The sequence below is a fragment of the Hymenobacter endophyticus genome, assembly GCF_032464715.1.
In the GTDB taxonomy this organism is placed as follows: domain Bacteria; phylum Bacteroidota; class Bacteroidia; order Cytophagales; family Hymenobacteraceae; genus Hymenobacter; species Hymenobacter endophyticus.
This window is the reverse complement of the sequence record NZ_JAWDJT010000003.1, coordinates 166,036-188,585: the sequence shown is the minus strand read 5'-3', so window position 1 is coordinate 188,585 and position 22,550 is coordinate 166,036. Positions and strand designations below refer to the sequence as shown.

Sequence of the window (22,550 nt, the reverse complement as noted above, 5' to 3'; positions counted from 1 at the left end):
CAAAATATCCTGAGGCACCCCGTAGCTGACCTTCTTGGCTTCGGCCTGCCTGGGCCGGTGCGGCGGCCGCCCCTGGTCCGTAACCAACAGAAATGACAGCCCCGGCCCACCAATTATGCGGGAACTGCTTCTACTTTTACGGCAGATTATGCAGAAGCCTCTCGAACAACAGCAGCACACAAGCGCGTGACGGATTACAAAAAGACAGCCCGCCGGGTGAGCCGAATAGCCATTCAGGTGGTAGCCGCCCTATTTCTGACCTCAGTGGCGTGGGTGCTGGTGTACCGCTGGGTAAGCCCCCCCGCCACCTGGCTCATGCTGGACCGCCGCGCCCACGCCCCGGTCGGGAAAGGCTATTACGGCATTCAGGAAGATGACCGCCGCATCCGCTACACCTTTCGTGGCCTTGAGGAAGTATCACCACAATTGCCCCTGGCCCTGGTAGCGGCCGAAGACCAGCGTTTTCTGGTGCACCACGGCTTCGATGGAGAGGCCTTGCTGAAGGCGGCCAAGTCCAATATGAGCGGGAGCAAGCAGCTGCGGGGGGGCAGCACCATCTCGCAGCAGGTAGCCAAAAACGTATTTCTGTGGCACGGCCGCAGCTACGTGCGCAAAGCCGCCGAAGCCTACTTTACCCTGCTCATTGAGCTGCTCTGGAACAAGCGCCGCATCATGGAAATGTACCTGAACGTGGCTGAAATGGGCGACTGTATTTTCGGGGCGGAAGCGGCCTCCCAGCGGTATTTTCATAAGTCGGCCAGTAAGCTCAGCCCCCAGGAAGCGGCGTTGCTGGCGGGCGTGCTGCCCAACCCGCTGCGGTTTCGGGCCAGCAACCCCGGCCCCCAGGCCCGGGCCAAGCAGCGCCGCGTGCTACGCCGTATGCGCCAGCTGCGCGGCTCGGTGTACGTGCGGGAGCTAACGGAACACTAATTACCACCAGCGTAAAACGCCCGCTTTCAACGTACCGAAAGCGGGCGTTTTGTGTTTCTTCGCATTATACTATCCTGTTTTGTGCCATGAAACCCGTTGCCTTTTTGCTGAGTGCATTACTGCTTACTTCGGCTTGCTCTACTTCCCAACCACGTACTGCATCCCAACCACGCGCGGCGGCCCGCGCCACCGCCGCCCGCCAGGATATTCTGCGGGTGCTCACTACCCAAACAGCCGCCTGGAACCGGGGCGACGTGGCCGGGTTCATGCAGGGCTACTGGCAAAATGACTCGTTGGTGTTCATCGGTAAAAGCGGCCTGACCTACGGCTGGCAGCGTACCCTCGACAACTACCGCCGCAGCTACCCCACGCCCGCCGCCATGGGCCAGCTCGATTTCTCCAACCTGCAGGTGCAGCCTCTCAGCCCCGATGCCGCCCAGGTAATAGGCCGCTGGCACCTAGCACGCCCCACGGCCGGCGACTTGCAGGGCCATTTCCTGTTGGTAATGCGCCGTATCAATGGGCAATGGGTAGTGGTAGCCGACCATTCGAGTTGACGCACGGTGGGCCGAACTCCTAGCCAGGGTTCATTGGTGTACACTGGCCTTAGTGGGCAAGCAGCCACGAAGCTACCGCCAGCAGGAGCACTCCCCCCGCAAGTAGTAGCCCCAGACCTAGCCGAATAACCGTGGCTACACCCGAGGCAGGCAGCTGCAGACTGGCAAGCAGGGCAATGCCAACTAACAGCACCAGTAGGAAGATACCTTTGCTAAAATCCCGGATAAACTCATTGACGGCCCCTGTACTGCTGGCCTGGGCAACAAGCGGCAACAAGCAAAAGGCTAATGTCGTGTTAGCGGAAACCGGGTGTTTGCTTAGCATAAGGGCTGCGTAACGTGATGCAATAGGCCACGCCCGGAAAGGCGTGGCCTATCAGCTAATGGCTACATCCTACTTCATTACTGGCTGACCTGAGCCCTGCCCGTCAAGGCCGTCGTCCTCTGAGGCCGTTTCGTCTTTCTGTTTCTCCTGCTCCACGGCCGGTATGGCCTCTTGGAACACTAAGCCAACACTGGCCGCATGGTGGGCGGCCTGCACCGTATCCTTCACCAGCAGCATTTCTACCTGCTCGCCGCGCAACTCCTCTGCCACTTTGGTCACCATGGCCGAGCGGTCTGGCAAGTTCACGTCGCGGATGTAAATGGCCAATACGCGGCCGGGGTGGCGGCGCACCACTTCCCGGTAAATGTTGGCGTCCTCCTGGCCCGAGTCGCCGATGAGTACAAAGGGTAGCTTGGGATACGTAAGCAGCAGGTTGTCGATTTCCTTGAGCTTGTGGCCGTGGTGCTCGGAGGTAGCACCGGCCTCCTTGCGCTTCAGAGCCATGTCGCGGAGCAGCAGGGGGCCGGGCGGAATATCGTTCAGGTTCAGAAAGTCTTCCAGCAGATCATAAAGGTTCCAGGGCGAGCTGCTGACGTAGAAAAACGGGTTGTTCCGCTTGCCGTTGCGGCCCAGCTGCAGTTGCCGGTAGAACTCGGCTACACCTTTGAAGGGCAGGCGGGAGCGGGCATTGCGCAGCAGCACCGTGCGGGCCATGCGCAGCAAATCCGTGGCGGAGGTCTGAATAACCGTGTCATCGAGGTCGGAAATGATGCCGTACTCGGCGTCGGCGGGCGGAATTAGCACCATGGCCCGGGTATCGAGGCGGGGCGGGGTAGGAAAGGGTGCCGGAGCCTGCCGCAGCAGCACATCTACTGGGTACCACAGGTAATCAACGGGCTCGGGCAGCTGCTGCGGAGCCAGGTTCAGGGTGAAATAGCCTTCCTCGTCCGTTACCACGGTGTGGTCGGTGCCATCGGCGGGCACTACGCTTAGCTGGGCTCCACTGATTTCGTTGCTGTCGAAGCGCCGGTACATATTCAGCAGGTTGTGCCAGCGCGAGTCGGAGGGGTCGGCTTCGCTGATGCCCTTGTCGGTAAGCAAGCGCCCCTTCACGTACAGACGCTCGGGGGTGCCGTAACTGCGGTAGGAGAGCAGCTGCAGGGGGTGCAGCAGGCCCAGGCGGGCCCGGGTGCGCGTGAGGGCATCATCGGCCCGCTCGGCCCAGTCGTTTAACTTGTTTAAAAGAGAGGCCATGCAGCGTACTAAAAGAGTGTTTGGAAGGTCTGCCTACGAGGAAATACCCCCTGGGTGTTGCCTGAACGGTAGCAAAGGCGCTGGCCCTATCAAGCAAAAACTCCCAGGCCAAACGGCCCGGGAGTTAGTTAAGTAGCTGCCGGTAAGCTTACAAGGCGCTTCTTAGGGCGGTGAAGTCGGTGCTGGCGGCCGTGCGGTTGCTGCAGTTCAACTGGTCGGCTTTGGCTTGTATGTTCTGGATGCGGGAACCTGGGTCGGGGTGGGTGCTCAGGAACTCCGGCGTGCCCTGCTGGCCTTCATTCTGGGCCTTGATAAAGAAGCCAGCGGCCCCGTCGCAGGCGTAATAGTTGGTGCCATTGAGGTACTCCACTGAGTACGTGTCGGCGTCCGTCTCAAAGTCGCGGCTGAATTTGAGCTGGCCCAGGCTGGAGGCTACATCTACCAGTGTGTTTTGGTTTTCGCCCAGCAGCAGGCTGAGCAGCACGCTAATGCCATACTGGTTCTGAAGCTGGCGGGAGGTGTGGCGCCGGTCGGCGTGGGCAATTTCGTGGCCCAATACGCCAGCTAGCTGCGTTTCATTGTCCAGGTACTTAATTAGCCCCGAGTACACGTAAATATGGCCGCCGGGCGTAGCAAAAGCATTCTGGGTGGCATCGTCGCGGATAATCTTAACGTCCCAGGGAAACTCATTGCGGTACTGCAGCTTGCCGTTATTCAGTACCCGCGTTACAATGCGGCCCAGGGCGGCGTAGGCCTGGGGGTTGCTGCCGGGCTCTACCAGCTGGCCCTTGGCCCGGAAGGTGGAATCGGTTTGGGCAGCCACTTTCTCGCCCAGGGCTTTATCGTCTTCAATGGAAAACAGGAGTACTCCGTCGCCGTCTTTGGAGCAGGAAGCCGCCCCACCCAGCGTGAGAGCAAGGCCTGCCAGCAGGCCGGTTTTGTGCAGAAGGTTTCGCATAGTACGCGAGGAAATAGAAAGGAAAGAAGTAGGACAGATGCCGGCCCGCAAGAAAAAACAGTGCCAGACCCGGCAGGGCCCTAACGCACTTCCTGCTTGGGGTGTTGCGAGTACCACTGGAGCATACTACTTAGCACGCAGGCAATCAGATAGAAAAAAGCCCGCTGCAACCCCCACAAAGCGCCTTAATGCGCCGGCAGAGGTTTTTGCGGCAACCCCACCGGAAGCAGAACTGTACCCCGGCCAGCTTTCCTGCGTAGAACTCAGGGCCGCCACTATTAGCGGCTGTTCTGTTGCTCGTTCCCGATGGCCACCGCCACTGCCTCTGCCCGCCCGAAAACTAAAAAGAAGCGCCTCAACCCCCTCGATGAGGCCCATACTCTCTACAAGGATACGGCCCGCCAAGCTGAGCTGGCCGGCTTGCGCTACTTCACCGATACCAAACCCGGCCTCACCCGCACCGCCACCAAAGCCGGCGACTTTCACTACCTGAACGCCAAGGGGGAGCCGGTGCAAGATGAAAAAACTCTGGGCCGGATTCAGGGCTTTGTGATTCCGCCGGCCTGGACGGATGTCTGGATTTCGCCTTCCGCCAATACGCACTTGCAGGTAACCGGCCGCGACGCCAAGGGCCGTAAGCAGTACCTCTACCACCCGGCCTGGGACCAGGCCCGCGCCCTCACCAAGTTCAGCCGCTTGCGGGCATTTGGGGAAAAGCTGGCTGAATTGCGTGCCCAACTTCATAAGGACCTGGCCCGCCCACAGCTCGACAAGCAAAAAGTGGTAGCTCTGGTGCTTACGCTCATGGATCAGTCGTTTATTCGGGTGGGCAACAAGGAGTACGCCAAGAAAAACAAAACCTACGGCCTCACTACCCTGCGCGACAAACATGTGCAGGTATCCGGCTCCGATGTGCGCTTCAGCTTTGTGGGCAAGAAAGGCGTACCCCACGACCTGACCATCCATGACCGCAAGCTGGCGCGGCTGGTGCAGAAGTGCAAGGAAATACCGGGGCAGCACCTGTTTCAGTACTACGCCGCCGACGGGCACCGTCAGGAATTGGAGTCGGGTGATGTGAACGAGTACCTGCACACGGTAACCGGCATGGCGCTTTCAGCCAAGGACTTCCGCACCTGGGGCGGCACAGTGAAGATGGTGGAGTGCCTGGAGCGGATTCTGGACGAAGAACCGGAATTTCCCAAACCCAAAACCCTGAAACGGGCCATCAAGGACGTAGCCGAGAGCTTGGGCAATACTCCCACGGTGTGCTCCAAGTACTACATTCACCCCCAGGTTACCGAGCTGTTCAACTCCGATAAGCTCATTGAATACCTGCGCCGCCACGATGCCGACCCCGCCGAAAACGACTTGCTAACCCCCACTGAGCACATGGTGCTGGATATGCTGGCGGAGTTGGATAAGGTGAAATAGTGAGATGGTGAGATGGTGAGTTTGACGTTCTGTTTACGCTATCTGCGCCACTAAAACGTTAAACTCACCATCTCACTATTTCACTGCCTACCGCCCCGAGCCGTCCCGGTCGAAAGCGTGGGAGAGGACGTTGTGCTCGGTGCGGTCTTTGGTTTCGGGGCCGGGCTCCAGCACGTTGTTGCGGTAAGTGTCAAAAAAGCGGGTGCGCTTGCGCAGGCCGGCCACGCGGGAAGAGTCGCGCACTGTATCCTCGCCGGGCCCGCCGTATATATCTATGAACGGAGAGTGACGCACGCGGCCCGAAACCAGAAACTCATCTTTGCCTTCAAGGCCGTGCAACACCACAGTGCGGGTATCAGCGGGGTTGAAGCTGCGCTGGTAGAGCAGGGAAGAGGCCGGGTTTTTCTTACTAAGGGGCAGTGCATACACCGATACGACCGTAGCCGTATCATTGCGGCGCTCCACTACAAACCGCTCGGCCTCATCGGAGCCGGCTACCACTACCTGCCGGGCTTTAAGCCGGTAGAACTCCTCAGCGGCCTGGGGCAGCATGCTCCTACGGGATTTTAAGGAGGCAATGATAGTAGCTCCCTCCAATGCGTACACCTCCCGGGGCAGCCCCTGGCGCACGGCCTGCTCAATTACGGCATCAGTCAGGCGCTGCTGTAGGCTGAGGGCGGCGCGCTGGTAGGCAGCCCGGGGTACGGCAGCCAAAGCGCGCTCATCAATAAAAGCGGCATTGCGGGTATATCCTTCCACACTTTCAATCCGGGGGCCGAAGGTGCGAAATTTGGCTACTGCCTTGCTGCCCAGCCAAGGCAGCAGGCCGTCATCGAACCTGAAAAAAACCTGGTCCCGATCCTGGGGAATGGGTTTCCAGAGGGTGCGGCCGCTGGGCTGGGCGTAGGCTGCCCAGTTCCACTGGCCCTCGTGTCGGTCCCAGTCGCCCAGCCAGAGGTCCAGCAGGCGGGCCCGCACAAACGACTCCCCATCCAGCTGGTGCTTGGCGGAGGCATACCGCTCCTCCAGCACATCCTCCGATTCTTCCAGATCCTGGGCACCGGCCAGCGAACCGGCAATATTCTGCTTGCCCTCAAATTTCTCTTCCAGCAACACTACCTTGCCCCGGAGTCGCTCGGAGGCTGCGCCCAGGCCGGTTTCGTCGTTGCGCACGTAAAATACCTGCGGCGAGGTATGCGGCAAGCCGGCTGCTTCCACCAAAGCGGGCACCACCAAGGCCCCATAGGGCATTCCGGCCGAGGTTGCGTCGCGCACGGTAGTCAGAATAAAGCCTTGGCGTAGCACTTTGGGCAGGGTCCGGTAGGGGTCTTTGTCCAGGCTGCGCAGAGCGTAGCTCCGGCCGTCAGCGCCTACCATAGTCACGCTGGTTGTTTGAAAGCCGCCGCCCATCTTGCCAAACTTCAGCCCTCCCGCTACGGCCGTCTGCGGGCTGAACACCGGCACGGTAACCGGCTGGGCCCACACGCGCCGGTAATGCCGGCCCAGCAGCAAGCGGCCCAGCGGGCCACGCTGGTAGTGCCGACCGGCCGTTACGCGGGCACTATCGGCGTTGGCCGGCAGGGGCGAGGTAAAGTCAATTCGGGCATCGGGCTGGAAATACGAATCACGGCTGCAGGAGGCAGCAGCGGGTAGCAGCAGAAAAAGGAGGGCGTAAGGACGAATCATGCAGGGCGGAACAGCGCAGCTTGGAGTCCTTCAACGCAACTTCAGCAGAAAAGTCAATGTCCAGCTAACAACCGCCGGCCCTGGCTTTGCGCTATAAGGGAGGACTGCTCTGGTTTGAGCCCCAATTTCTCCGAAAAAAACGCCGTTCGTGCTCCTTTCTCCTTCCGCTTCCTGGTTGGCCGCTGGCGTCAGCAGTGGGTTGCTTCTTGCTTCCTGCCAAGCCCCAGCCCAGCCTCAGCCCGCTACCCAAAGGCCAGTTATCAGCCCCGACTCAACGGTGCAGGTAGCGGCCGGACCGCAGTATGACAGGGGCGCAGTCCACCGGTTTTTCTGGGGTACGCATTACCGGGCGTTGTGGGGGCTGCCGGTTACGGTACCCGTGTTCAACCTGCGCACGGCCATACCGGGCGGCCTGACGCCCGTGCGGGAGGGTGGCTCCTTCCAAACCAAAAACCTGCGGCTGGTAGACCGTAACGGCGTACAATACGTGCTGCGCTCCGTAGATAAGGATGCCACAAAAGCCCTGCCGGAAGGCCTGCAGGATGGCCCCATTGGCCGGTTGATGAAGGACCAAACCAGCGTGATTCATCCGTACGGAGCCTACATTGTGGCGCCTCTGGCCGAGGCTGCGGGCTTATACCATACCAACCCTCGCTTGGTATACATTGCCGACGACCCGGCGCTGGGCGAGTTCCGAGAGGCTTTTGGCCATGCGCTCTATCTGTTTGAGGAGCGGCCCGAGGGCGACCAGCGCGCCGTGCGCAGCTTCGGCAACTCGGCGGCCGTGGAAAGCTCCCGCAAGGTGTTTACCAATCTGGTAGCCAGCTCCCGCTTCCGGGTTGATGCCCGCCAGTACCTGCGCAGCCGCTTATTTGATATGTGGCTGGGCGACTGGAGCCGGCGGGAAGACCAGTGGCGCTGGGCTAGCTTTGCGGCCCCCGATGGCAGCACCGTGTACCGGGCCATTCCGCGCGACCGGGACCACGCCTTTTTCAAGTTTGATGACGGTCTGCTCACCCACATGATTGGCTGGGTGAAATCCAACTACCAAAGCTTCCACGAAAATATCCGGCTAGCCGATGTCGAAGGCCTGAACCGCGCTGCCCGGCCCATGGACAAATCCTTGCTGGCCTACCTGAGCCGGGAGGATTTCCGGCAGGTGGCCGACTCCCTGCGCAACTCACTTACTGATGCGGCTATTGCCCGCGCCTTGGCCGTGTGGCCCCGGGAAGTGGAGCAGGTGAGCACCGCCGACTTTTCCCGCAAACTAAGTAGCCGCCGCGAGCAGCTGCCGGCTGTAGCTGAGAAATTTTACCAGTTGCTGGCCCGTGATATAGAGCTGCCGGGCACGGACGAGGCGGAGCGGTTTGTGGTAGAGCCTGCCGGCAACGGGCAGGTACGCGTGCAGCTGTTTCGCCTGAGCCCGCAAGGTGCTACCCTGCTGCAGCAGCGTACGTTCAGCCCCACCGAAACCCGCTCCATCAAGCTGTTCGGGCTGGGTGGTAACGATGCCTTCGAGCTACGCGGAGAGCTGAACCCGCGGCTGGAAATTGGCGTGTACGACGGAGCTGGTCAGGATTTGATTGAAGCTGCTCCCGTCCCCTTAAAGCGCCCGCGCAGCCGCGTAACCGTACACGACAGCGGCGACGGTAATACCCTGCGCATTGGTAAGCTCGCCCTGGACAAATACCAGCCCCGGGCGGAGGAATTTGACGCCGCCGGCTGGCTGTTGCGCCACCGGTTGTTTTAGCACGGTTCGGCACAACTCCTATCAGCTAGCGCGCAACCCGCACCTACTGCCTGCGCCGCTTGCTTTATTAACAAAACTACCGCTCTGCACTGGCTACTACAAGAGCAGGCTTGCACCCAGCGGCATCCTTCCAGGCTTGCTTACTGTTTACACAACTTAGTGCAGTTGCCCAAGGCACAAGCAGGTTCTAGCTAAACACTTTCACTTTATCCTTGTGCGAGGTGCGTAGGTACTGGCGGATAATCTGTTGTACGTCCTTGTTGTCGTTGTAGCGCGTGATGGCATCCCGAAAATCAGGAAAACGCCGGGCCGTAAAGGTTTCATCCACGTAGCCGAAGCCCATGTACCGGCCATTTTCTACCACTACCAGGCTCTTTTCATCGGGGCGGCGGCCCTGCCCAATCACCACGAATGAGCCGTGCTCGTAGGTAAACGATTCAATGGCTTCCTCTACTCGCTTGTTGTACTCCTCGGCCGGCTCCAGGCCCAGGCAGGCACCCTTGCAGCGGTGCACTTGGTAATCAAAGCAGGCACCCTGGGTTTTGTACAGGTCGCAGAGCTTTTGGCACAGGTTGAACTTGGCCACTTTATGAAACAGGAAGCCCTTGGCTTTATACTGGTTGCCCAGCGCTATGAGCGGGTGCGACTCAGTGTGGTCGTCGGCCCGCCCGTAGTAGAGGCGCTTATAGCCCTGCTCATCGGTGCGCAGAAAAATGCCCGCCGGAAATACGGAGCGGCGTTGCGCACGGTTGTACAGGGGCTTGAGCCGCTTGATTTCGTGCGACTCATAAAGCAGCGCTACAAGCTCCGAGCCCGTTAGCTCCCAGGTAATATCTGAAATGGAGTTCTTGAACTCAATACTCTTTCTCGACTTGTAATCAACGGCAAAATGCTGCTGAATACGCTTGTAGATGTTAATGCTCTTGCCCACGTATATCACCTCACCCTGCTCGTCGTGAAAGTAGTATACCCCGGCTTCCTGGGGCAAAGAGGCTACTTTCTCAGGGGTAATGTTAGGTGGCAGCAAGGCCGTTTTAATGGCTTCCTGTACCGCCTTAATCTTGCGGGGCGAGGGTTGCTTGCCCGCTGCTGCAGGCTTCCGGCCAGCCGGGGCAGCGGCATCCACGGCGGCCAAGGCATCGGCGGGGCTCAACTCGGGGTCGGTGCCCGCCTCCGGCTGCTGGCTAATGGCCAGCAGGCGCCCGAACAGGATGGCCGTAGCAGCCGCGTCGCCGGTAGCCCGGTGCCGGTCCTGCAACGGAATCCCAATGTTCTGGCAGAGCTTGCCCAGGCTGTAGCTGGGCTGCCCCGGCATCAGGGAGCGGCTCAGGCGCACGGTGCACAGCGTTTTGCGCGAGTAGTTATAGCCCAGGTCAGCAAATTCCTTTTTGAGAAAAGAGTAGTCGAAGCGCACGTTGTGCGCCACAAACACGCAGCCCTCCGTTATTTCCACAATCTTGCGGGCCACCTCGTGAAACTTGGGCGCATCCCGCACCATATCATCAGAAATGCCCGTGAGTTGGGTGATGAAAAACGGGATGTTGCGGCCGGGGTTGAGTAGGGTACTGAACTCGTCCACCACTTTCTCGCCATCATGGATGTAAATGGCTATTTCCGTGATGCGGTCCTGGGCGGGCTGGCCCCCGGTGGTTTCAAGGTCGATGATGGCGTACAAAGGCGGTGGGCTATACGAGCAGCTTAACGGGCTAAACAGATTACTAACAAAGATACCGGGTTGGAAGGTTGCAGCCGCTAAGCGTTTTGGCATACCTGCCTAAAACAAGAAGGCCCGCCATATGGCGGGCCTTCTTGATACAAAGCGCAAATGAGACCTAGCGGGTGCCTTTCTGCTGGGTAACCCAGTTTTTGGCCGATAGGATTTCGCCGTGCTGCTTCTGCAGTACGTTACGAGCCTCTGCGGGTAGCTCAGTGGAGCGCAAAGCGGTTTCGTAGCTTTGCAGGGCTACTGCATCACCCGTTTCACACTCGCCCAAAATAGCCGAGTCATCCTGGCCAGTTACGGCCGACTTCAGGTTGATCCAGCCGCGGTGTACGGCAGCGGCGGCGTCAGCCACCACGCTCTCTACAGTGGTTTCGTTTTCGGTGTTGATGCCGTACTGCTGAGCGTGCTGGCTGAGCTCCGATACAAACTGGGCACGCTGCTGGCTCAGCTCACTCAGCTTCGATTTCAAATCGGGGCTGCTTACGCCTTCAGCGGCTTCCTGATAGCCTTTAGCGGCCGTTTTGTTGATTTCTACGAGGTCGTTGTATGCGCGGGCGGTTTCGCCGGTGATAGTTGCCATGGGAAAGAAATTAGGATGGTTAAGGTCAGATATCAGCAGGAATAAAGTAGCTGCTGATGGGGTGTATATCGTGCCGAGCTTGTATGGGGTTACGTACAAAATTTGGGTTGAGCCCCGAAGTGTGCCCATTGGCTGAAGCAAAAAGAGCTTCCGAGCAGCTAGGCCCGGAAGCTCTTCCTTATTTGCTCGTGAGTGGGTTACGCTGCTCGGCCCAACATGCGGTTCCAGAGTTTCTGAATTCCTCCCGGCGACTTATTATCGGGCTTGGTAGAGTCTTCACCCTCGGCGGTGTCACCTAGCAGAAAGCCCCAGGGCTCCGTGGTTTTGTTGGCATCCAGCACCACCTTGGCTACTGCCATCAGCGGGATACTCAGAATCATGCCCGGCGTGCCCCACAGTTCGCCACCCAGAATCAGGGCCAAAATGGCGGCCAGCGGGTTGATGCTTACCTGGGAACCGGTAATCATGGGAGTAATGAAGTTACCTTCCAGAAACTGCACCACCACAAATACCCCGATTACCAGTGCTGCTTGCACCACCGAACCAGTTTCTACCAGCGTAATAATGGCCGGCACGGTAGCCCCAATCATAATACCGATGTAAGGAATTACGGCCAAAACGGAGGCAAAAATGGCGAAGAAGATGGCGAACTTAACGCCCAGGGCCAGCAGCCCGATACCGTTGAGAATGGACACGATGACAATTACCTTGAACAAGCCCGAAATGTAGGCCTGCACCACCGTCTGAATGTTATCCACGGTGTGCAGCACGGAAGTGCGCTTATCGGGGGCCACAAACCGGAACATAAACTGCCGCAGGTGGTCCCGGTAGTACAGAAAGCAGAAAACATAAATCAGTACCTGCGCTAAGTTGCTTAGTACTGCCGTGGTAGTGTTCAGGGTGGTACCCAGGTAGGTGCCGCCCGATTTTTTCAGGGCCTTTACCGTCGTCTCCTTCAGGTCGTCGATGCTCATGGGTTGGTACCCAAACTTAAGGTGGGCCCATTCCTGCGTCTCGTTGAAGAACTGCATGAGCTTGGTCTGCAGCTTGGGAATTTCGTTTTTAAACTGCGCTAACTGGGAGCCAAAGCCCAGAATGACACCTACAAAAATGGCTATAACCAGTAGCAGACACACCACAATGGCTAGTACCCGGGGCAGCCCTTTCAGTTCCAGCCACCGGCAAATGGGGAGCAGCAGCAGAGTGAAAACGGCCGAAAACAGCAGAGGCAGCAAAATATCATCGAGCACCTTCAGGGTGTAGACGAGCAATACCAGCCCCACCATAAAAAATGCAAACTGAATAATGGGCGTCTGCTTGACTACCGCACTGGGCTTGTGCCCGGAAGGCGGTAAATTATGTTGTGTGTTGGTGTGTAGCATTTGCTAAAATGGTTGGCGTTAGGAGGGGGAGGGGAATGCGCTTTTTGAAAGCTGGGCGAGATTTGTGCGGAATTAAAAAGACAATGGGCTGGTTTTACTGCTGATGTTTTGCTAATTTTACTAGCGAAGCAAAACGTGGAAATGGGTAATTTCTACGTTATTTTACCCTGAATCTGATTTCTGGTTTTCCTAATGGCTGAACAGCAAGTTCCTTCCGCTTCCCACGCATACACCGAAGACAGCATCCGCTCCCTGGATTGGCGGGAGCACATCCGGCTGCGTCCTGGTATGTACATCGGCAAGCTTGGCGACGGCTCTAGCTACGACGACGGGATTTACGTGCTGGTAAAGGAGGTAATTGACAACTCCATTGATGAGCACGTAATGGGCTATGGCCGCACCATCGACATCAAAATATCCGACAGCCGCGTGCAGGTGCGCGACTATGGCCGGGGCATCCCGCTGGGTAAGGTGGTGGACGTGGTCAGCAAGATTAACACGGGCGGTAAATACGACAGTAAAGTCTTTCAGAAATCTGTGGGCTTGAACGGCGTAGGTACCAAGGCGGTTAATGCGCTGAGCAATTATTTTCTGGTGCAGAGCGTGCGCGAGGGCCAGTTGAAGGCCGCCGAGTTTGCCCAGGGCGTGCTTACCAACGACCCTAAACCGCAGGCAACCAGCCAGCGCAACGGTACGCTGATGGTATTTCAGCCCGACGACAGCATTTTCCGCAACTACCGCTTCATTCCGGAATATCTGGAAAATCAGATATGGAACTATGTGTACCTGAATGCGGGGCTTACTATCAATTTCAACGGTCAGAAATACTTTTCCGAGAACGGCCTGGCGGATTTGCTGGCCCGCAAAGCCGACCCCGACAGCCTGCGGTATCCCACTATTCACCTGAAAGGGGAGGATATTGAGTTGGCCATGACCCACGGCAACGACTACGGCGAGGAGTATTACAGCTTCGTGAATGGGCAATACACCACCCAGGGCGGTACCCATTTGGCGGCTTTCCGGGAGGCCGTGGTGAAAACCGTGCAGGAGTTTTTTGCCAAAACCAACAAAAACAAGAAGTACGAAGCCTCCGACATTCGGGCCTCCATCATTGCCGCCATTTCGGTGCGGGTGCAGGAGCCAGTGTTTGAAAGCCAGACCAAAACCAAGCTTGGTTCCTTCAATATGGGCCCTGATGGACCCACTGTGCGGGGATTCGTGCTTGATTTTGTGAAGGAGCAGCTGGATAACTACCTGCACAAAAATCCGCTGGTGGCCGAGGCTCTTAAAAAGCGGATTGACCAGAGTGAGCGGGAGCGCACTGATATGGCCGGGGTGAAAAAGCTGGCCAACCAGCGCGCCAAAAAAGCCAACCTGCACAACCGTAAGCTGCGGGACTGCCGCCTGCACCTGGGCGAAACCAAAGACGAGGAAAAAGCCCTGCTCACCACCTTGTTCATCACCGAGGGCGACTCCGCCTCGGGCTCCATTACCAAGAGCCGTAACGTGGAAACGGAGGCCGTGTTCAGTTTGCGTGGTAAGCCTCTAAACTGCTTCGGGCTGAAGAAGAAAATCGTGTACGAAAATGAGGAGCTGAACTTGCTCCAGCATGCCCTCAATATAGAGGAAGGCATTGAAAACCTGCGTTACAACCGCGTGGTAGTGGCTACTGATGCCGACGTGGACGGTATGCACATTCGGCTGCTGCTGCTCACGTTCTTCCTGCAGTTCTTCCCCGATTTGGTGCGTAACGGTCACGTGTTCATCCTGGAAACGCCGCTATTCCGGGTGCGCAACAAGAAAACCACCATTTATTGCTACAACGAGCAGGAAAAGCAGGCCGCCATGCGGCAGCTGGGCCGCAACCCCGAGGTAACCCGCTTCAAAGGCCTGGGTGAAATCAGCCCCGATGAGTTCGGTAAATTCATCGGCGACAACATCAAGCTGGAGCCCGTTATTTTGCAGTCAGACCGCTCTATTCAGCAGGTGCTTACCTACTACATGGGCAAAAACACACCCGCCCGTCAGGAGTTCATCATTGATAACCTGCGCCAGGAAAAAGACCTAGTAACCTCCGACGCGCTGCCCCTGGTAGAGGTGCCGGAAGCTGAACTGGCGTAACTGTAATTACCTCAGTTCCTAAAAGCCCTCCTGAGCACATCAGGAGGGCTTTTTTCTGTGGAGCTTGGCCAGGAGTGAGGGTAAGTGCCTACGACGTGCTGGGAGCCGTTAATCGTGCCCGAGTGGTTCGGGTAAAAGTTGGCTTTCAAATCGGTATCGGACTAAAAATGATAGAGATATGCGCCGTATCTTGTGCCACTGTTCCCTTAGCTGTCCTCTGCTTTCATGGTTCGTATTCTGGTTTGCTGCGCGTTATTGCTGGGAGGAAGAGGGACTACGTTAGCGGCTGGGGTTGCCGGCAAGCTCCCAAAGCACCGGTTGGCGGCGGCGGCCTCTGCCATGCTGGTGCAGCAAACCAGCCAGCGCCGCATCGACAGCCTGCGGGCCCTAATCAGGGCCCGGGCGGTGCTAGATACTACTAAGGTGATACTGGTAACCAGACTGGCCTGGGAAGTTCAGCAGCGGGATGTACAGGCGGGGCTACCACTGCTGCGGCAGGCAGTAGCCCTGGCCCGCACCCTCAACTACCGCGACTACGAGGCGGAAACCCTGTTGGACCTAGCAGACGGCTACATTTCGCTGGGCGACTACAAGGAAGCTATAAAGTGGCTTGATAAAGCTGATGCTGAGTTTACGCGCATTCACAACGTGGGAGGGCAGATTCGCTGCCTGGGTCGCCGGGCCAGGATTGCCTCCCAACGGGGCCAGTACATCAAAGCCCTGACCTACTGCCTGAAAGTGCCGCCTTCCTTTGACTACGGCGACACCCGACGGTTCTATACCAGCCTGCAAATTCAGATTGCCAGCACGTACCGGCAGTTGGGCGAGCTGGGTACGGCCGAGCAGTACCTGCGCCATGCCTTGGAAGTATCCTTGCACCATGACTACCCTGACCGCCTGAACTTAATTTATGAGGAGTTGGGGGAGGTGCGCCGACAGCAGCAGCGCTGGCAGCAGGCCAGCAGCTACTACGCCCAAAGCATGGTCATCAGCAAGCAGCTGAACCTGGCCCAGGAAATCTGGCGCATGGAAATCAATCTGGCAGAAATGGAGGAGGAACTGGGTCAGAGTGAGGCCGCCTTAAGCCGGGCCCATCCGGCGCTGCCGCAGGCCCGTAAGGTGCTGCCCGTACTAGTGCCCCGGGTGCTGGTGCTGCTGGCCCGGGCCAACCTGAGCCGCCACCGGCCCGACAGCGCCGCCTACTATGCGCAACTGAGTCTAGCTGCCAGTAAGCCGGCCCGTGCTCAGGCTGATATCCAGGCTGGCAACGAAGTGCTAGCCCAGGCATATGCCCAATTAGGTGATTTTGCCCACGCCTACCAGGCGCAACAAGCATTTATGGTAGCCCGCGACAGTCTTACCGGAGCGGAAGTAAGAAGGCGCACGGCAGCCCTGCAGTTTCGCAATGAGCTAAGCCAGCAGCAGGCCGAAATCAGGCTGCTAACCCAGCAGAACCGCCTGCAGCAGCAACATCAACAGCTAGGCCGCTTAAAGCAGCAGCGGCAGGCTGCCTTGCTGGTGGGGTTGGGCCTGGGGTTACTACTACTGGCAGGCGCCGGGCTCTGGCAATACCGGCGGCGGCAGGCCCGGCGGGAAGCTGCGCTGCGCACCAGCCTCGCCGCCGACCTGCACGACGATGTGGGCTCTTTGTTAACCCAAATTTCCCTGCAGAGTACCATGTTGCGCGAGGGCCTGTATCCGGTGGAGCAGCAGCGTAGCCACCTCGACCACATGGCCGAAACCAGCCGCATGGCTGCCCGCCAAATGAGCGACGTAGTATGGGGGATTGATGCGCGCAACGACTCCTTTACCAGCATGCTGGACCGCATGCACGACCACGCGCATCAGGTATTGCCACCCGCTGGTCTGGAGCTTGATTTCTACGCTGATCCTGCCCTGGCAGCTTCCTCAGTATCCTTGGGTACCCGGCAGGCGCTATACCTGATTTACAAAGAGGCCTTGCACAATGCCGTGAAACACGCCCGCGCCACCCAGGTAACCGTGCGGCTGCGGCAGCAGGGGCGGCAGCTGGAACTGGTGGTGCTAGATGATGGCCAAGCCGCTCCTATTCGGCCGGCAGTAGGTGGGCAGGGCCTGCGCAATATGCGCGCCCGGGCGGCCGCGGCCGCTGGTACAGTTACCTACGAAACTCAGGGGCCGGGCTTCCGGGTTACGGCCCGCTTGCCGCTGGGGTAGGTGGGTGGTACTCACCCAGGCACCGGATTTTAAAGCGCGGGCGGATTCTTGCATTCAATTTCACATATTCATGCTATAGCCCCGGCTGTTGGCAAATCAGACCTTTGACGCGTGATTACCCTCGGCATTATCGAAGATCAGCCAACTATCCGTGAGGCCTTGCTGGGCTACTTGTGCGCGCAGTCAGAGTTTAGCTGCGTGCTGAGTGCTGCATCCGTCGAGGATTTTCTAGCCGGTATTCCCGCGTTGCCCGTCCCACCTCGTCTGGTGCTCTCCGATATTGGTTTGCCCGGCATGTCGGGTATTGAGGGGCTGGCCCACCTGCGCCAGCTGCTACCGACGGTGGAGGTGGTTATGCTTAGCGTATACACCGATGCTGAGCGGGTATTTGAGGCTCTGCGCGCTGGGGCAGTTGGCTTCCTGGAAAAGGACACGCCTTTGCCGTTATTAAAGGAGCACTTACTGCAGGTAGCCGCCGGGGGCTCACCCATGTCGCCCAGTATTGCCCGCCACGTCATTCGTCACTTTCAGCCTGCCCCGCGCCCAGCCCTGGAGCCCCTTACGGCCCGGGAGCAGGATATTGTGCGCGGCATTGAGGATGGGCTTAGCTATCAGCGCATCGCCGACCGGCTCTTTCTCAGCATCGATACCGTGCGTAGCCACATCCGGCAGGTGTACCGCAAGCTGCAGGTGAATTCCAAGGCGGAGCTGCTGGCCCGTGGCTACCGTCGGTAGGGCGCGGCTACCTGCAGATTCGCATATTCATGCTATACCGCGGTATAGTACCAATGGGTACCTTGCTGACATGAAACCAACGCTGGCCATTATAGAGGCACACCCCGCCCTGCGGGAAGTCTGGCAGATGTATTTCTGCATTCAGCCGGAGTTTGAAGTGGTGGTAGCCGCTGAGTCGATGGAGGAACTCGTGGCCATGCTTCTTGATGGGGGCCGCAAACCGCACTTAATTCTGGTAGACGGAAGCTACCTCCGCCCGGTGTACGGGGAAGACTTGAACCTGCTGCGCAAATTGGCGCCGCAGGCAGGGCTAGTACTCATGCAGGAGGTTCAGAGCACGGCAACACCATTGGCTAACGTTGCGGAGCGCCTAAACAAGCACACGTCACCTCCAGTAATCAAGCAAACGCTACTCCGGATGTCAACAAGCTCTGGCGCTGCATCGGCCGCAATGCGTGCCCGGTAAGGTAGCCGTCTGCTGAGCTATAGCCTTTCACCAATTAAAAAGAGCCACTAGCCTTTCTGGAGTAGTGGCTCTTTTGTTTATCTGTTCTACTCACCATGAGTAGGAGCAGTTATAGAATATACTATTCGTTTGCTAATAACAGTAGTGAAAATACTGCTTGGCTAAGTGGTGATTTGAACTTTTTAAGCTGATTTACCCATTTAGCGGTGTACGCTGTTTACTTGTTTTTGGCTAAAAATATTAGGATATTTGTAACGATGCCTGTCAGGATAAATTGTTGCGTTCTGCGTGGCTTACCGGTACTTTTGACGTCCGCAAAGCTGCCAGTCTCAATTTAGGGTGCTGCTGAATTTCTTCGTAGCTTTTCCCCTGCTTCCTCCCAGCAACGGATTGGTGTACGTGGCCGTCCTATAGAATAAGCCTTCTGCCTGAGCGGCCGGAAGAGAGGTACAAGAACAATAACCGTGGCAAGCGCCATACGCAACCGTGTCAGAAGAAAACACTCCCCAGGATCCGAATTCCGAAGAACAGCCCAACATATTTGGCGCCGGCGACTCCTTTGAATTCGGGGCTGCCTCAGCCGATGAGGATGCCACCCAACTCAGCATAAGCGAAACCGGCGAGTTGCTGCTGGAAATGGCCGCCGCTGAAGCTACCACCATCCCTGAGCCTGCCGAGGAAGACGCCACGCCCGAGGAGGAGCCCAAATTCGCGCCCGGCGAGATGATTCATGACGTGGCTACTGTGAATGGCATGTACCAGAACTGGTTTCTGGACTACGCCAGCTACGTGATTCTGGAGCGGGCAGTACCGGCCATCGAAGACGGCCTCAAGCCCGTTCAACGCCGCATTCTGCACGCCATGAAGGAAATGGACGATGGCCGCTTCAACAAAGTGGCCAACGTCATCGGGCAAACCATGCAGTATCACCCCCACGGCGACGCCAGCATCGGGGATGCTATGGTGAACCTGGGGCAGAAGGATTTGCTGATTGAAACCCAAGGCAACTGGGGCGACATCCGGACCGGCGACGGTGCAGCCGCGCCGCGTTACATTGAAGCCCGGCTAAGCAAGTTTGCCCTGGATGTGGTGTTCAACCCCGACATCACGGAGTGGCAGATGAGCTACGACGGCCGCAAGCGGGAGCCCACCACGCTGCCCGTGAAGTTCCCCTTGCTGCTGGCCCAGGGTGTAGAAGGCATTGCCGTGGGCCTGAGCACCAAAATTATGCCCCACAACTTCCGGGAGCTGTGCAAGGCCAGTATTGATGTGCTGCGGGGCCGGGATATTCAGCTGTTTCCCGATTTTCCTACCGGTGGCCTCTGCGACGTAACCAACTACAACGGCGGCCTGCGCGGGGCTAAAATCCGCCTGCGCGCCACCATCGAGAAGGTCGATAAGACCATGCTCGTCATCCGCGACATTCCTTACGGCACCACCACCACGGCGCTGATGGAAAGCATCGTGAAGGCTTCGGAAGCCAACAAAATCAAGATTAAAAAGGTGGTCGATAATACGGCCGCCGAGGTGGAAATTCAGGTGCATTTGCCGGCCGGGGTAAGCCCCGACCTCACCATGGACGCCCTGTATGCCTTTACCGACTGCGAAATCAGCATCTCGCCCAACACCTGCGTGATTATTGAGGAAAAGCCGCGGTTTGTGGGAGTAGAGGACATGCTGCGCCTGAGCACCCAGAAAACGCTGCGCCTGCTGGAGCGGGAGTTGGAAATTCGGCAGGAGGAGTTGCAGGAAAAGTGGCATTCGGCTTCGCTGGAAAAGATTTTCATCGAGAACCGCATTTACCGCAAAATTGAGGAGTGCGAAACCTGGGAGGAAATTCTGCAGACCATTGATGCCGGCCTGCGCAAGTTTGTGCGCATTGAGGGCGAAAAGCAGAAAGCCAACGACACCCGCATTGTGCTGGCCCGCGCCATTACCGAGGACGACCTGACCCGTTTGACGGAAATCCGCATCAAGCGCATCAGCAAGTTCGACGGCTTCAAGGCCGAGGAATACATCCAGCGCCTGGAAGCGGAGTTAGCCGAAGTGGCCGACCATCTGGCCAACCTCACGCGGTACGCCATCAATTACTTCGAGGGCCTGCTGAAGAAGTACGGCCAGCACCGGGAGCGGAAAACCCAGCTGCGCACCTTCGACGTGGTAACGGCCCAGAAAGTGGCCGTTGCCAACCAGAAGCTGTACGTGAATTACCAGGATGGTTTTGTGGGCTACGGCCTGAAGAAGGACGAAAAGGCCGTAATGGTTTGCGACTGCTCAGACCTGGACGACATTATTGCCATCAAGCGCGACGGCACGTTTACGGTGAGCCGCATTGCCGAAAAGACGTTCGTGGGCAAAGATATCCTGCATGTGGGCGTCTATAATAAAAACGACGACCGGCTGGTGTACAACATGATTTACCAGGACGGCGCCTCGGGCATCAGTTTTGCCAAGCGCTTCCTAGTAACGGGCATCACCCGCGACAAATCCTACGACCTGACCAAGGGCACCAAGGGCACCAAAACGCTCTACCTCACGGCCAACCCTAACTCCGAGTCGGAGGTGGTGGGCGTGCAGCTCGCCGACAAGGCCCCGGCCCGCGTCAAGCAGTTTGACTTTGATTTTGCCGAGTTGGCTATCAAAGGCAAGGGCTCCATGGGCAACATCGTAACCAAGCAACCCATCAAGAAAATCACCCAGAAAAGCCTTGGCGACTCCACGCTGGGCGGCCGGGAGCTATTCTTTGACAGCGTGGTGGGCCGCCTCAACCACGCCGGCCACGGCCGTTACCTGGGTACCTTCGACACTGATGATACGCTGCTGCGCGTATTCCGGGACGGAAGCTACGACGTGCAGTCGCCGGATCTTTCCCTGCACTTTGACACGGCTAATATGGTGCTGCTACGCAAGCTGGAGCCCGACACGGTTATCAGCGCGGTATATGTGGAGGGCGAGTCGAAAGCGCACTACGTCAAGCGGTTCAAAGTTGAAACCAGTACCCTGGATAAGCGCTTTACGTTTATTTCGGAAACGAAAGGCTCCAAACTGCTAGCGGCTACGGCTTTCACGGAGCCGCAGGTAGAGGTGAAGCTGCAGCGCGACAAAAAGGCCGACAAGGAAACCGAAAAAATCCTGCTCCACGAGTTCATTGACGTGAAAGGCTGGAAGGCCATGGGCAACAAGCTCAACTACTTCAAAATCCACTCCCTGGCCCTGCTCACCGACGAAGGCCCTGAGCCCCAGCGCCGAGAAGCCAAGAAAAAAGCCGGTCCCGCCACCATTCCGCGCCCAGCGGGGGCGGCCCCAGACGAGCCCCTGCCGGAGCACAACGGCGACGTCGATATCTCCGCCGCCGAGGTGGCCCAGGCCCAGGCCGTGCTCAAAACGCCCAAGTCGCAGCTTAAACTATTTTAACAGCCCTGCCTTAGGATACAAATTTTGGCCGCTCATCGTTAGATGAGCGGCCATTTTGCGTTTGAATGTCCACCTTTGCGGCTACCAGGGCATCTTTGTAAGTAAGCAGTCATTCTAGTTATTCCCCCAATGCCTGTTGGTATCTCCCGTTTGTTGTGCACTGCGGCCCGCTGGGGGGTGTTGAGTTGGTGGCTGTTGCTGGCCTTACCTGGTTGGGCGCAGTCATCGGCCCGATCCATAAAATCTGCTCCCGCCACTGCTGATTCCCCTGATCCGGCCATTCGAAAATTACTGAACGAGGCGCGGACTCTGCAGGCGGAGTACCACGAGTCGGAGGCGCTGGCCAAGTTTGAGCAGGTGCTCAGTAAAGCGCCGGCCACTTATGAGGCTCTATGGCAGGCGGCCGTACTTAGCATCCGCATTGGCAGCCGCTATACCGATGAAACCCGCAAAACGGCCTACTTCGCGGCGGCCCGCTTGTATGCTAACCGGGCGCTGGTGGTGCAGCCCGAAGGGGCTGAAGGGCATTACGCCGAGGCGCTGACCCTGGCTACTCAGGCCACCCTACTCAGCGCCCGGGGGCGGCTGCTGGCGTACCGGGAAATGCGCGACCATGTGTTTCGGGCCACGGAGCTGCGCCCGGAGTGGGCGGAGGCCTGGCAGCTGCTGGGGCGCTGGCACTACCGCGTCGACCATTACAATATTCTGGAGCAGATATACAGTCGCGTCTTTTTGGGGGGACGGCCCTACGGCGCCAGTACCTTCATGGCCCTTGATGCCCTGCGAAAAGCCCACGAGCTGGAGCCCAAGCGTATCCAGTTTGCCTATGATCTGGCCCGGGTATACCTCAACCGCAGCCAGCAAACCCGCGCTACCGCCGTTCTGCAGGAAGCCGTGGCCCTTACGCCCGTTACGGCCGATGAGCTGGAAATCAGCCGCCGTTGCCGCCGCATGCTGGAGCAGCTGAACCGGCAGTTGCGGCGACAGGTGCACCGCCACCTGCGCAAGCTCTAGCCCACCGGCCTGTATCTTTGCCTTCCGT

Annotated in this window: 17 protein-coding genes; 10 read left to right on the top strand and 7 right to left on the bottom strand. The window is 58.2% G+C overall.

Features of this window, described 5'->3' with window-relative positions:
* Positions 1-186: 186 nt before the first annotated feature.
* Both mtgA and ROI90_RS07200 read left to right on the top strand, forming a co-directional pair.
* Positions 187-930, top strand: coding sequence for a monofunctional biosynthetic peptidoglycan transglycosylase (gene mtgA, locus ROI90_RS07205; protein WP_315997656.1), 744 nt, complete (start codon positions 187-189; stop codon positions 928-930).
* 86 nt (positions 931-1,016) lie between these two features.
* Positions 1,017-1,487 (top strand): YybH family protein, encoded by a 471-nt coding sequence (locus ROI90_RS07200; RefSeq protein ID WP_315997655.1) that lies wholly within the window; start codon positions 1,017-1,019, stop codon positions 1,485-1,487.
* Between the two features lie 49 nt (positions 1,488-1,536).
* Here the strand turns inward: ROI90_RS07200 and ROI90_RS07195 are convergent, their stop codons facing one another.
* The 3 genes from ROI90_RS07195 to ROI90_RS07185 all read right to left on the bottom strand — a co-directional run bounded on the left by ROI90_RS07195 (position 1,537) and on the right by ROI90_RS07185 (position 4,024).
* Positions 1,537-1,764, bottom strand: a complete 228-nt coding sequence (locus tag ROI90_RS07195; RefSeq protein WP_315997654.1) for a hypothetical protein — start codon at positions 1,762-1,764, stop codon at positions 1,537-1,539.
* Between the two features lie 117 nt (positions 1,765-1,881).
* Complete coding sequence (locus ROI90_RS07190) at positions 1,882-3,066, bottom strand: App1 family protein (RefSeq protein ID WP_315997653.1); 1,185 nt, start codon at positions 3,064-3,066, stop codon at positions 1,882-1,884.
* A 148-nt stretch (positions 3,067-3,214) separates the two neighbouring features.
* Positions 3,215-4,024, bottom strand: a complete 810-nt coding sequence (locus ROI90_RS07185; RefSeq protein ID WP_315997652.1) for a M48 family metalloprotease — start codon at positions 4,022-4,024, stop codon at positions 3,215-3,217.
* Between the two features lie 306 nt (positions 4,025-4,330).
* Here ROI90_RS07185 and ROI90_RS07180 point away from each other — a divergent pair, with 306 nt between their 5' ends.
* A complete protein-coding gene (locus tag ROI90_RS07180; protein ID WP_315997651.1) occupies positions 4,331-5,455 on the top strand; it encodes a DNA topoisomerase IB in 1,125 nt (374 codons plus the stop codon).
* Between the two features lie 87 nt (positions 5,456-5,542).
* Here ROI90_RS07180 and ROI90_RS07175 read toward each other — a convergent pair whose 3' ends face one another.
* On the bottom strand, positions 5,543-7,141 hold the full coding sequence (locus tag ROI90_RS07175) for a hypothetical protein (protein WP_315997650.1): 1,599 nt from the start codon (positions 7,139-7,141) through the stop codon (positions 5,543-5,545).
* A 148-nt stretch (positions 7,142-7,289) separates the two neighbouring features.
* Here ROI90_RS07175 and ROI90_RS07170 point away from each other — a divergent pair, with 148 nt between their 5' ends.
* A complete protein-coding gene (locus tag ROI90_RS07170; protein ID WP_315997649.1) occupies positions 7,290-8,891 on the top strand; it encodes a hypothetical protein in 1,602 nt (533 codons plus the stop codon).
* A gap of 187 nt (positions 8,892-9,078) precedes the next feature.
* Here the strand turns inward: ROI90_RS07170 and ROI90_RS07165 are convergent, their stop codons facing one another.
* The 3 genes from ROI90_RS07165 to ROI90_RS07155 form a co-directional block, all read right to left on the bottom strand.
* Entirely contained in the window at positions 9,079-10,566 is a 1,488-nt protein-coding gene (locus ROI90_RS07165) for an exonuclease domain-containing protein (protein ID WP_315997648.1), read from the bottom strand.
* 157 nt (positions 10,567-10,723) lie between these two features.
* Positions 10,724-11,194, bottom strand: coding sequence for a PA2169 family four-helix-bundle protein (locus ROI90_RS07160; protein ID WP_315997647.1), 471 nt, complete (start codon positions 11,192-11,194; stop codon positions 10,724-10,726).
* A 197-nt stretch (positions 11,195-11,391) separates the two neighbouring features.
* Positions 11,392-12,576, bottom strand: a complete 1,185-nt coding sequence (locus tag ROI90_RS07155; protein ID WP_315997646.1) for an AI-2E family transporter — start codon at positions 12,574-12,576, stop codon at positions 11,392-11,394.
* A gap of 192 nt (positions 12,577-12,768) precedes the next feature.
* Between ROI90_RS07155 and ROI90_RS07150 the strand changes: the two genes are divergently transcribed.
* The 6 genes from ROI90_RS07150 (at position 12,769) to ROI90_RS07125 (ending at position 22,522) form a co-directional block, all read left to right on the top strand.
* Positions 12,769-14,697, top strand: a complete 1,929-nt coding sequence (locus ROI90_RS07150) for a DNA topoisomerase IV subunit B (RefSeq protein ID WP_315997645.1) — start codon at positions 12,769-12,771, stop codon at positions 14,695-14,697.
* Between the two features lie 339 nt (positions 14,698-15,036).
* Positions 15,037-16,893, top strand: a complete 1,857-nt coding sequence (locus ROI90_RS07145) for an ATP-binding protein (RefSeq protein ID WP_315997644.1) — start codon at positions 15,037-15,039, stop codon at positions 16,891-16,893.
* A gap of 111 nt (positions 16,894-17,004) precedes the next feature.
* Positions 17,005-17,628, top strand: coding sequence for a response regulator transcription factor (locus ROI90_RS07140; RefSeq protein ID WP_315997643.1), 624 nt, complete (start codon positions 17,005-17,007; stop codon positions 17,626-17,628).
* 70 nt (positions 17,629-17,698) lie between these two features.
* Positions 17,699-18,094 (top strand): response regulator, encoded by a 396-nt coding sequence (locus tag ROI90_RS07135; protein WP_315997642.1) that lies wholly within the window; start codon positions 17,699-17,701, stop codon positions 18,092-18,094.
* 723 nt (positions 18,095-18,817) lie between these two features.
* On the top strand, positions 18,818-21,508 hold the full coding sequence (locus ROI90_RS07130) for a DNA gyrase/topoisomerase IV subunit A (protein ID WP_315997832.1): 2,691 nt from the start codon (positions 18,818-18,820) through the stop codon (positions 21,506-21,508).
* A 129-nt stretch (positions 21,509-21,637) separates the two neighbouring features.
* Positions 21,638-22,522 carry a tetratricopeptide repeat protein gene (locus ROI90_RS07125; RefSeq protein WP_315997641.1) on the top strand — a complete coding sequence of 295 codons (885 nt, stop codon included), beginning with the start codon at positions 21,638-21,640 and terminating at the stop codon, positions 22,520-22,522.
* Positions 22,523-22,550: the final 28 nt, after the last annotated feature.

Coding starts and splice junctions, on each gene's coding strand:
- ROI90_RS07190 (WP_315997653.1), bottom strand. CDS start 3,066: ATGGCCTCTCTTTTAAACAAGTTAAACGACTGGGCCGAGCGGGCCGAT.
- ROI90_RS07135 (WP_315997642.1), top strand. CDS start 17,699: ATGAAACCAACGCTGGCCATTATAGAGGCACACCCCGCCCTGCGGGAA.
- ROI90_RS07185 (WP_315997652.1), bottom strand. CDS start 4,024: ATGCGAAACCTTCTGCACAAAACCGGCCTGCTGGCAGGCCTTGCTCTC.
- ROI90_RS07175 (WP_315997650.1), bottom strand. CDS start 7,141: ATGATTCGTCCTTACGCCCTCCTTTTTCTGCTGCTACCCGCTGCTGCC.
- ROI90_RS07130 (WP_315997832.1), top strand. CDS start 18,818: ATGATTCATGACGTGGCTACTGTGAATGGCATGTACCAGAACTGGTTT.
- ROI90_RS07150 (WP_315997645.1), top strand. CDS start 12,769: ATGGCTGAACAGCAAGTTCCTTCCGCTTCCCACGCATACACCGAAGAC.
- ROI90_RS07145 (WP_315997644.1), top strand. CDS start 15,037: ATGCTGGTGCAGCAAACCAGCCAGCGCCGCATCGACAGCCTGCGGGCC.
- ROI90_RS07160 (WP_315997647.1), bottom strand. CDS start 11,194: ATGGCAACTATCACCGGCGAAACCGCCCGCGCATACAACGACCTCGTA.
- ROI90_RS07155 (WP_315997646.1), bottom strand. CDS start 12,576: ATGCTACACACCAACACACAACATAATTTACCGCCTTCCGGGCACAAG.
- ROI90_RS07125 (WP_315997641.1), top strand. CDS start 21,638: ATGCCTGTTGGTATCTCCCGTTTGTTGTGCACTGCGGCCCGCTGGGGG.
- ROI90_RS07200 (WP_315997655.1), top strand. CDS start 1,017: ATGAAACCCGTTGCCTTTTTGCTGAGTGCATTACTGCTTACTTCGGCT.
- ROI90_RS07180 (WP_315997651.1), top strand. CDS start 4,331: ATGGCCACCGCCACTGCCTCTGCCCGCCCGAAAACTAAAAAGAAGCGC.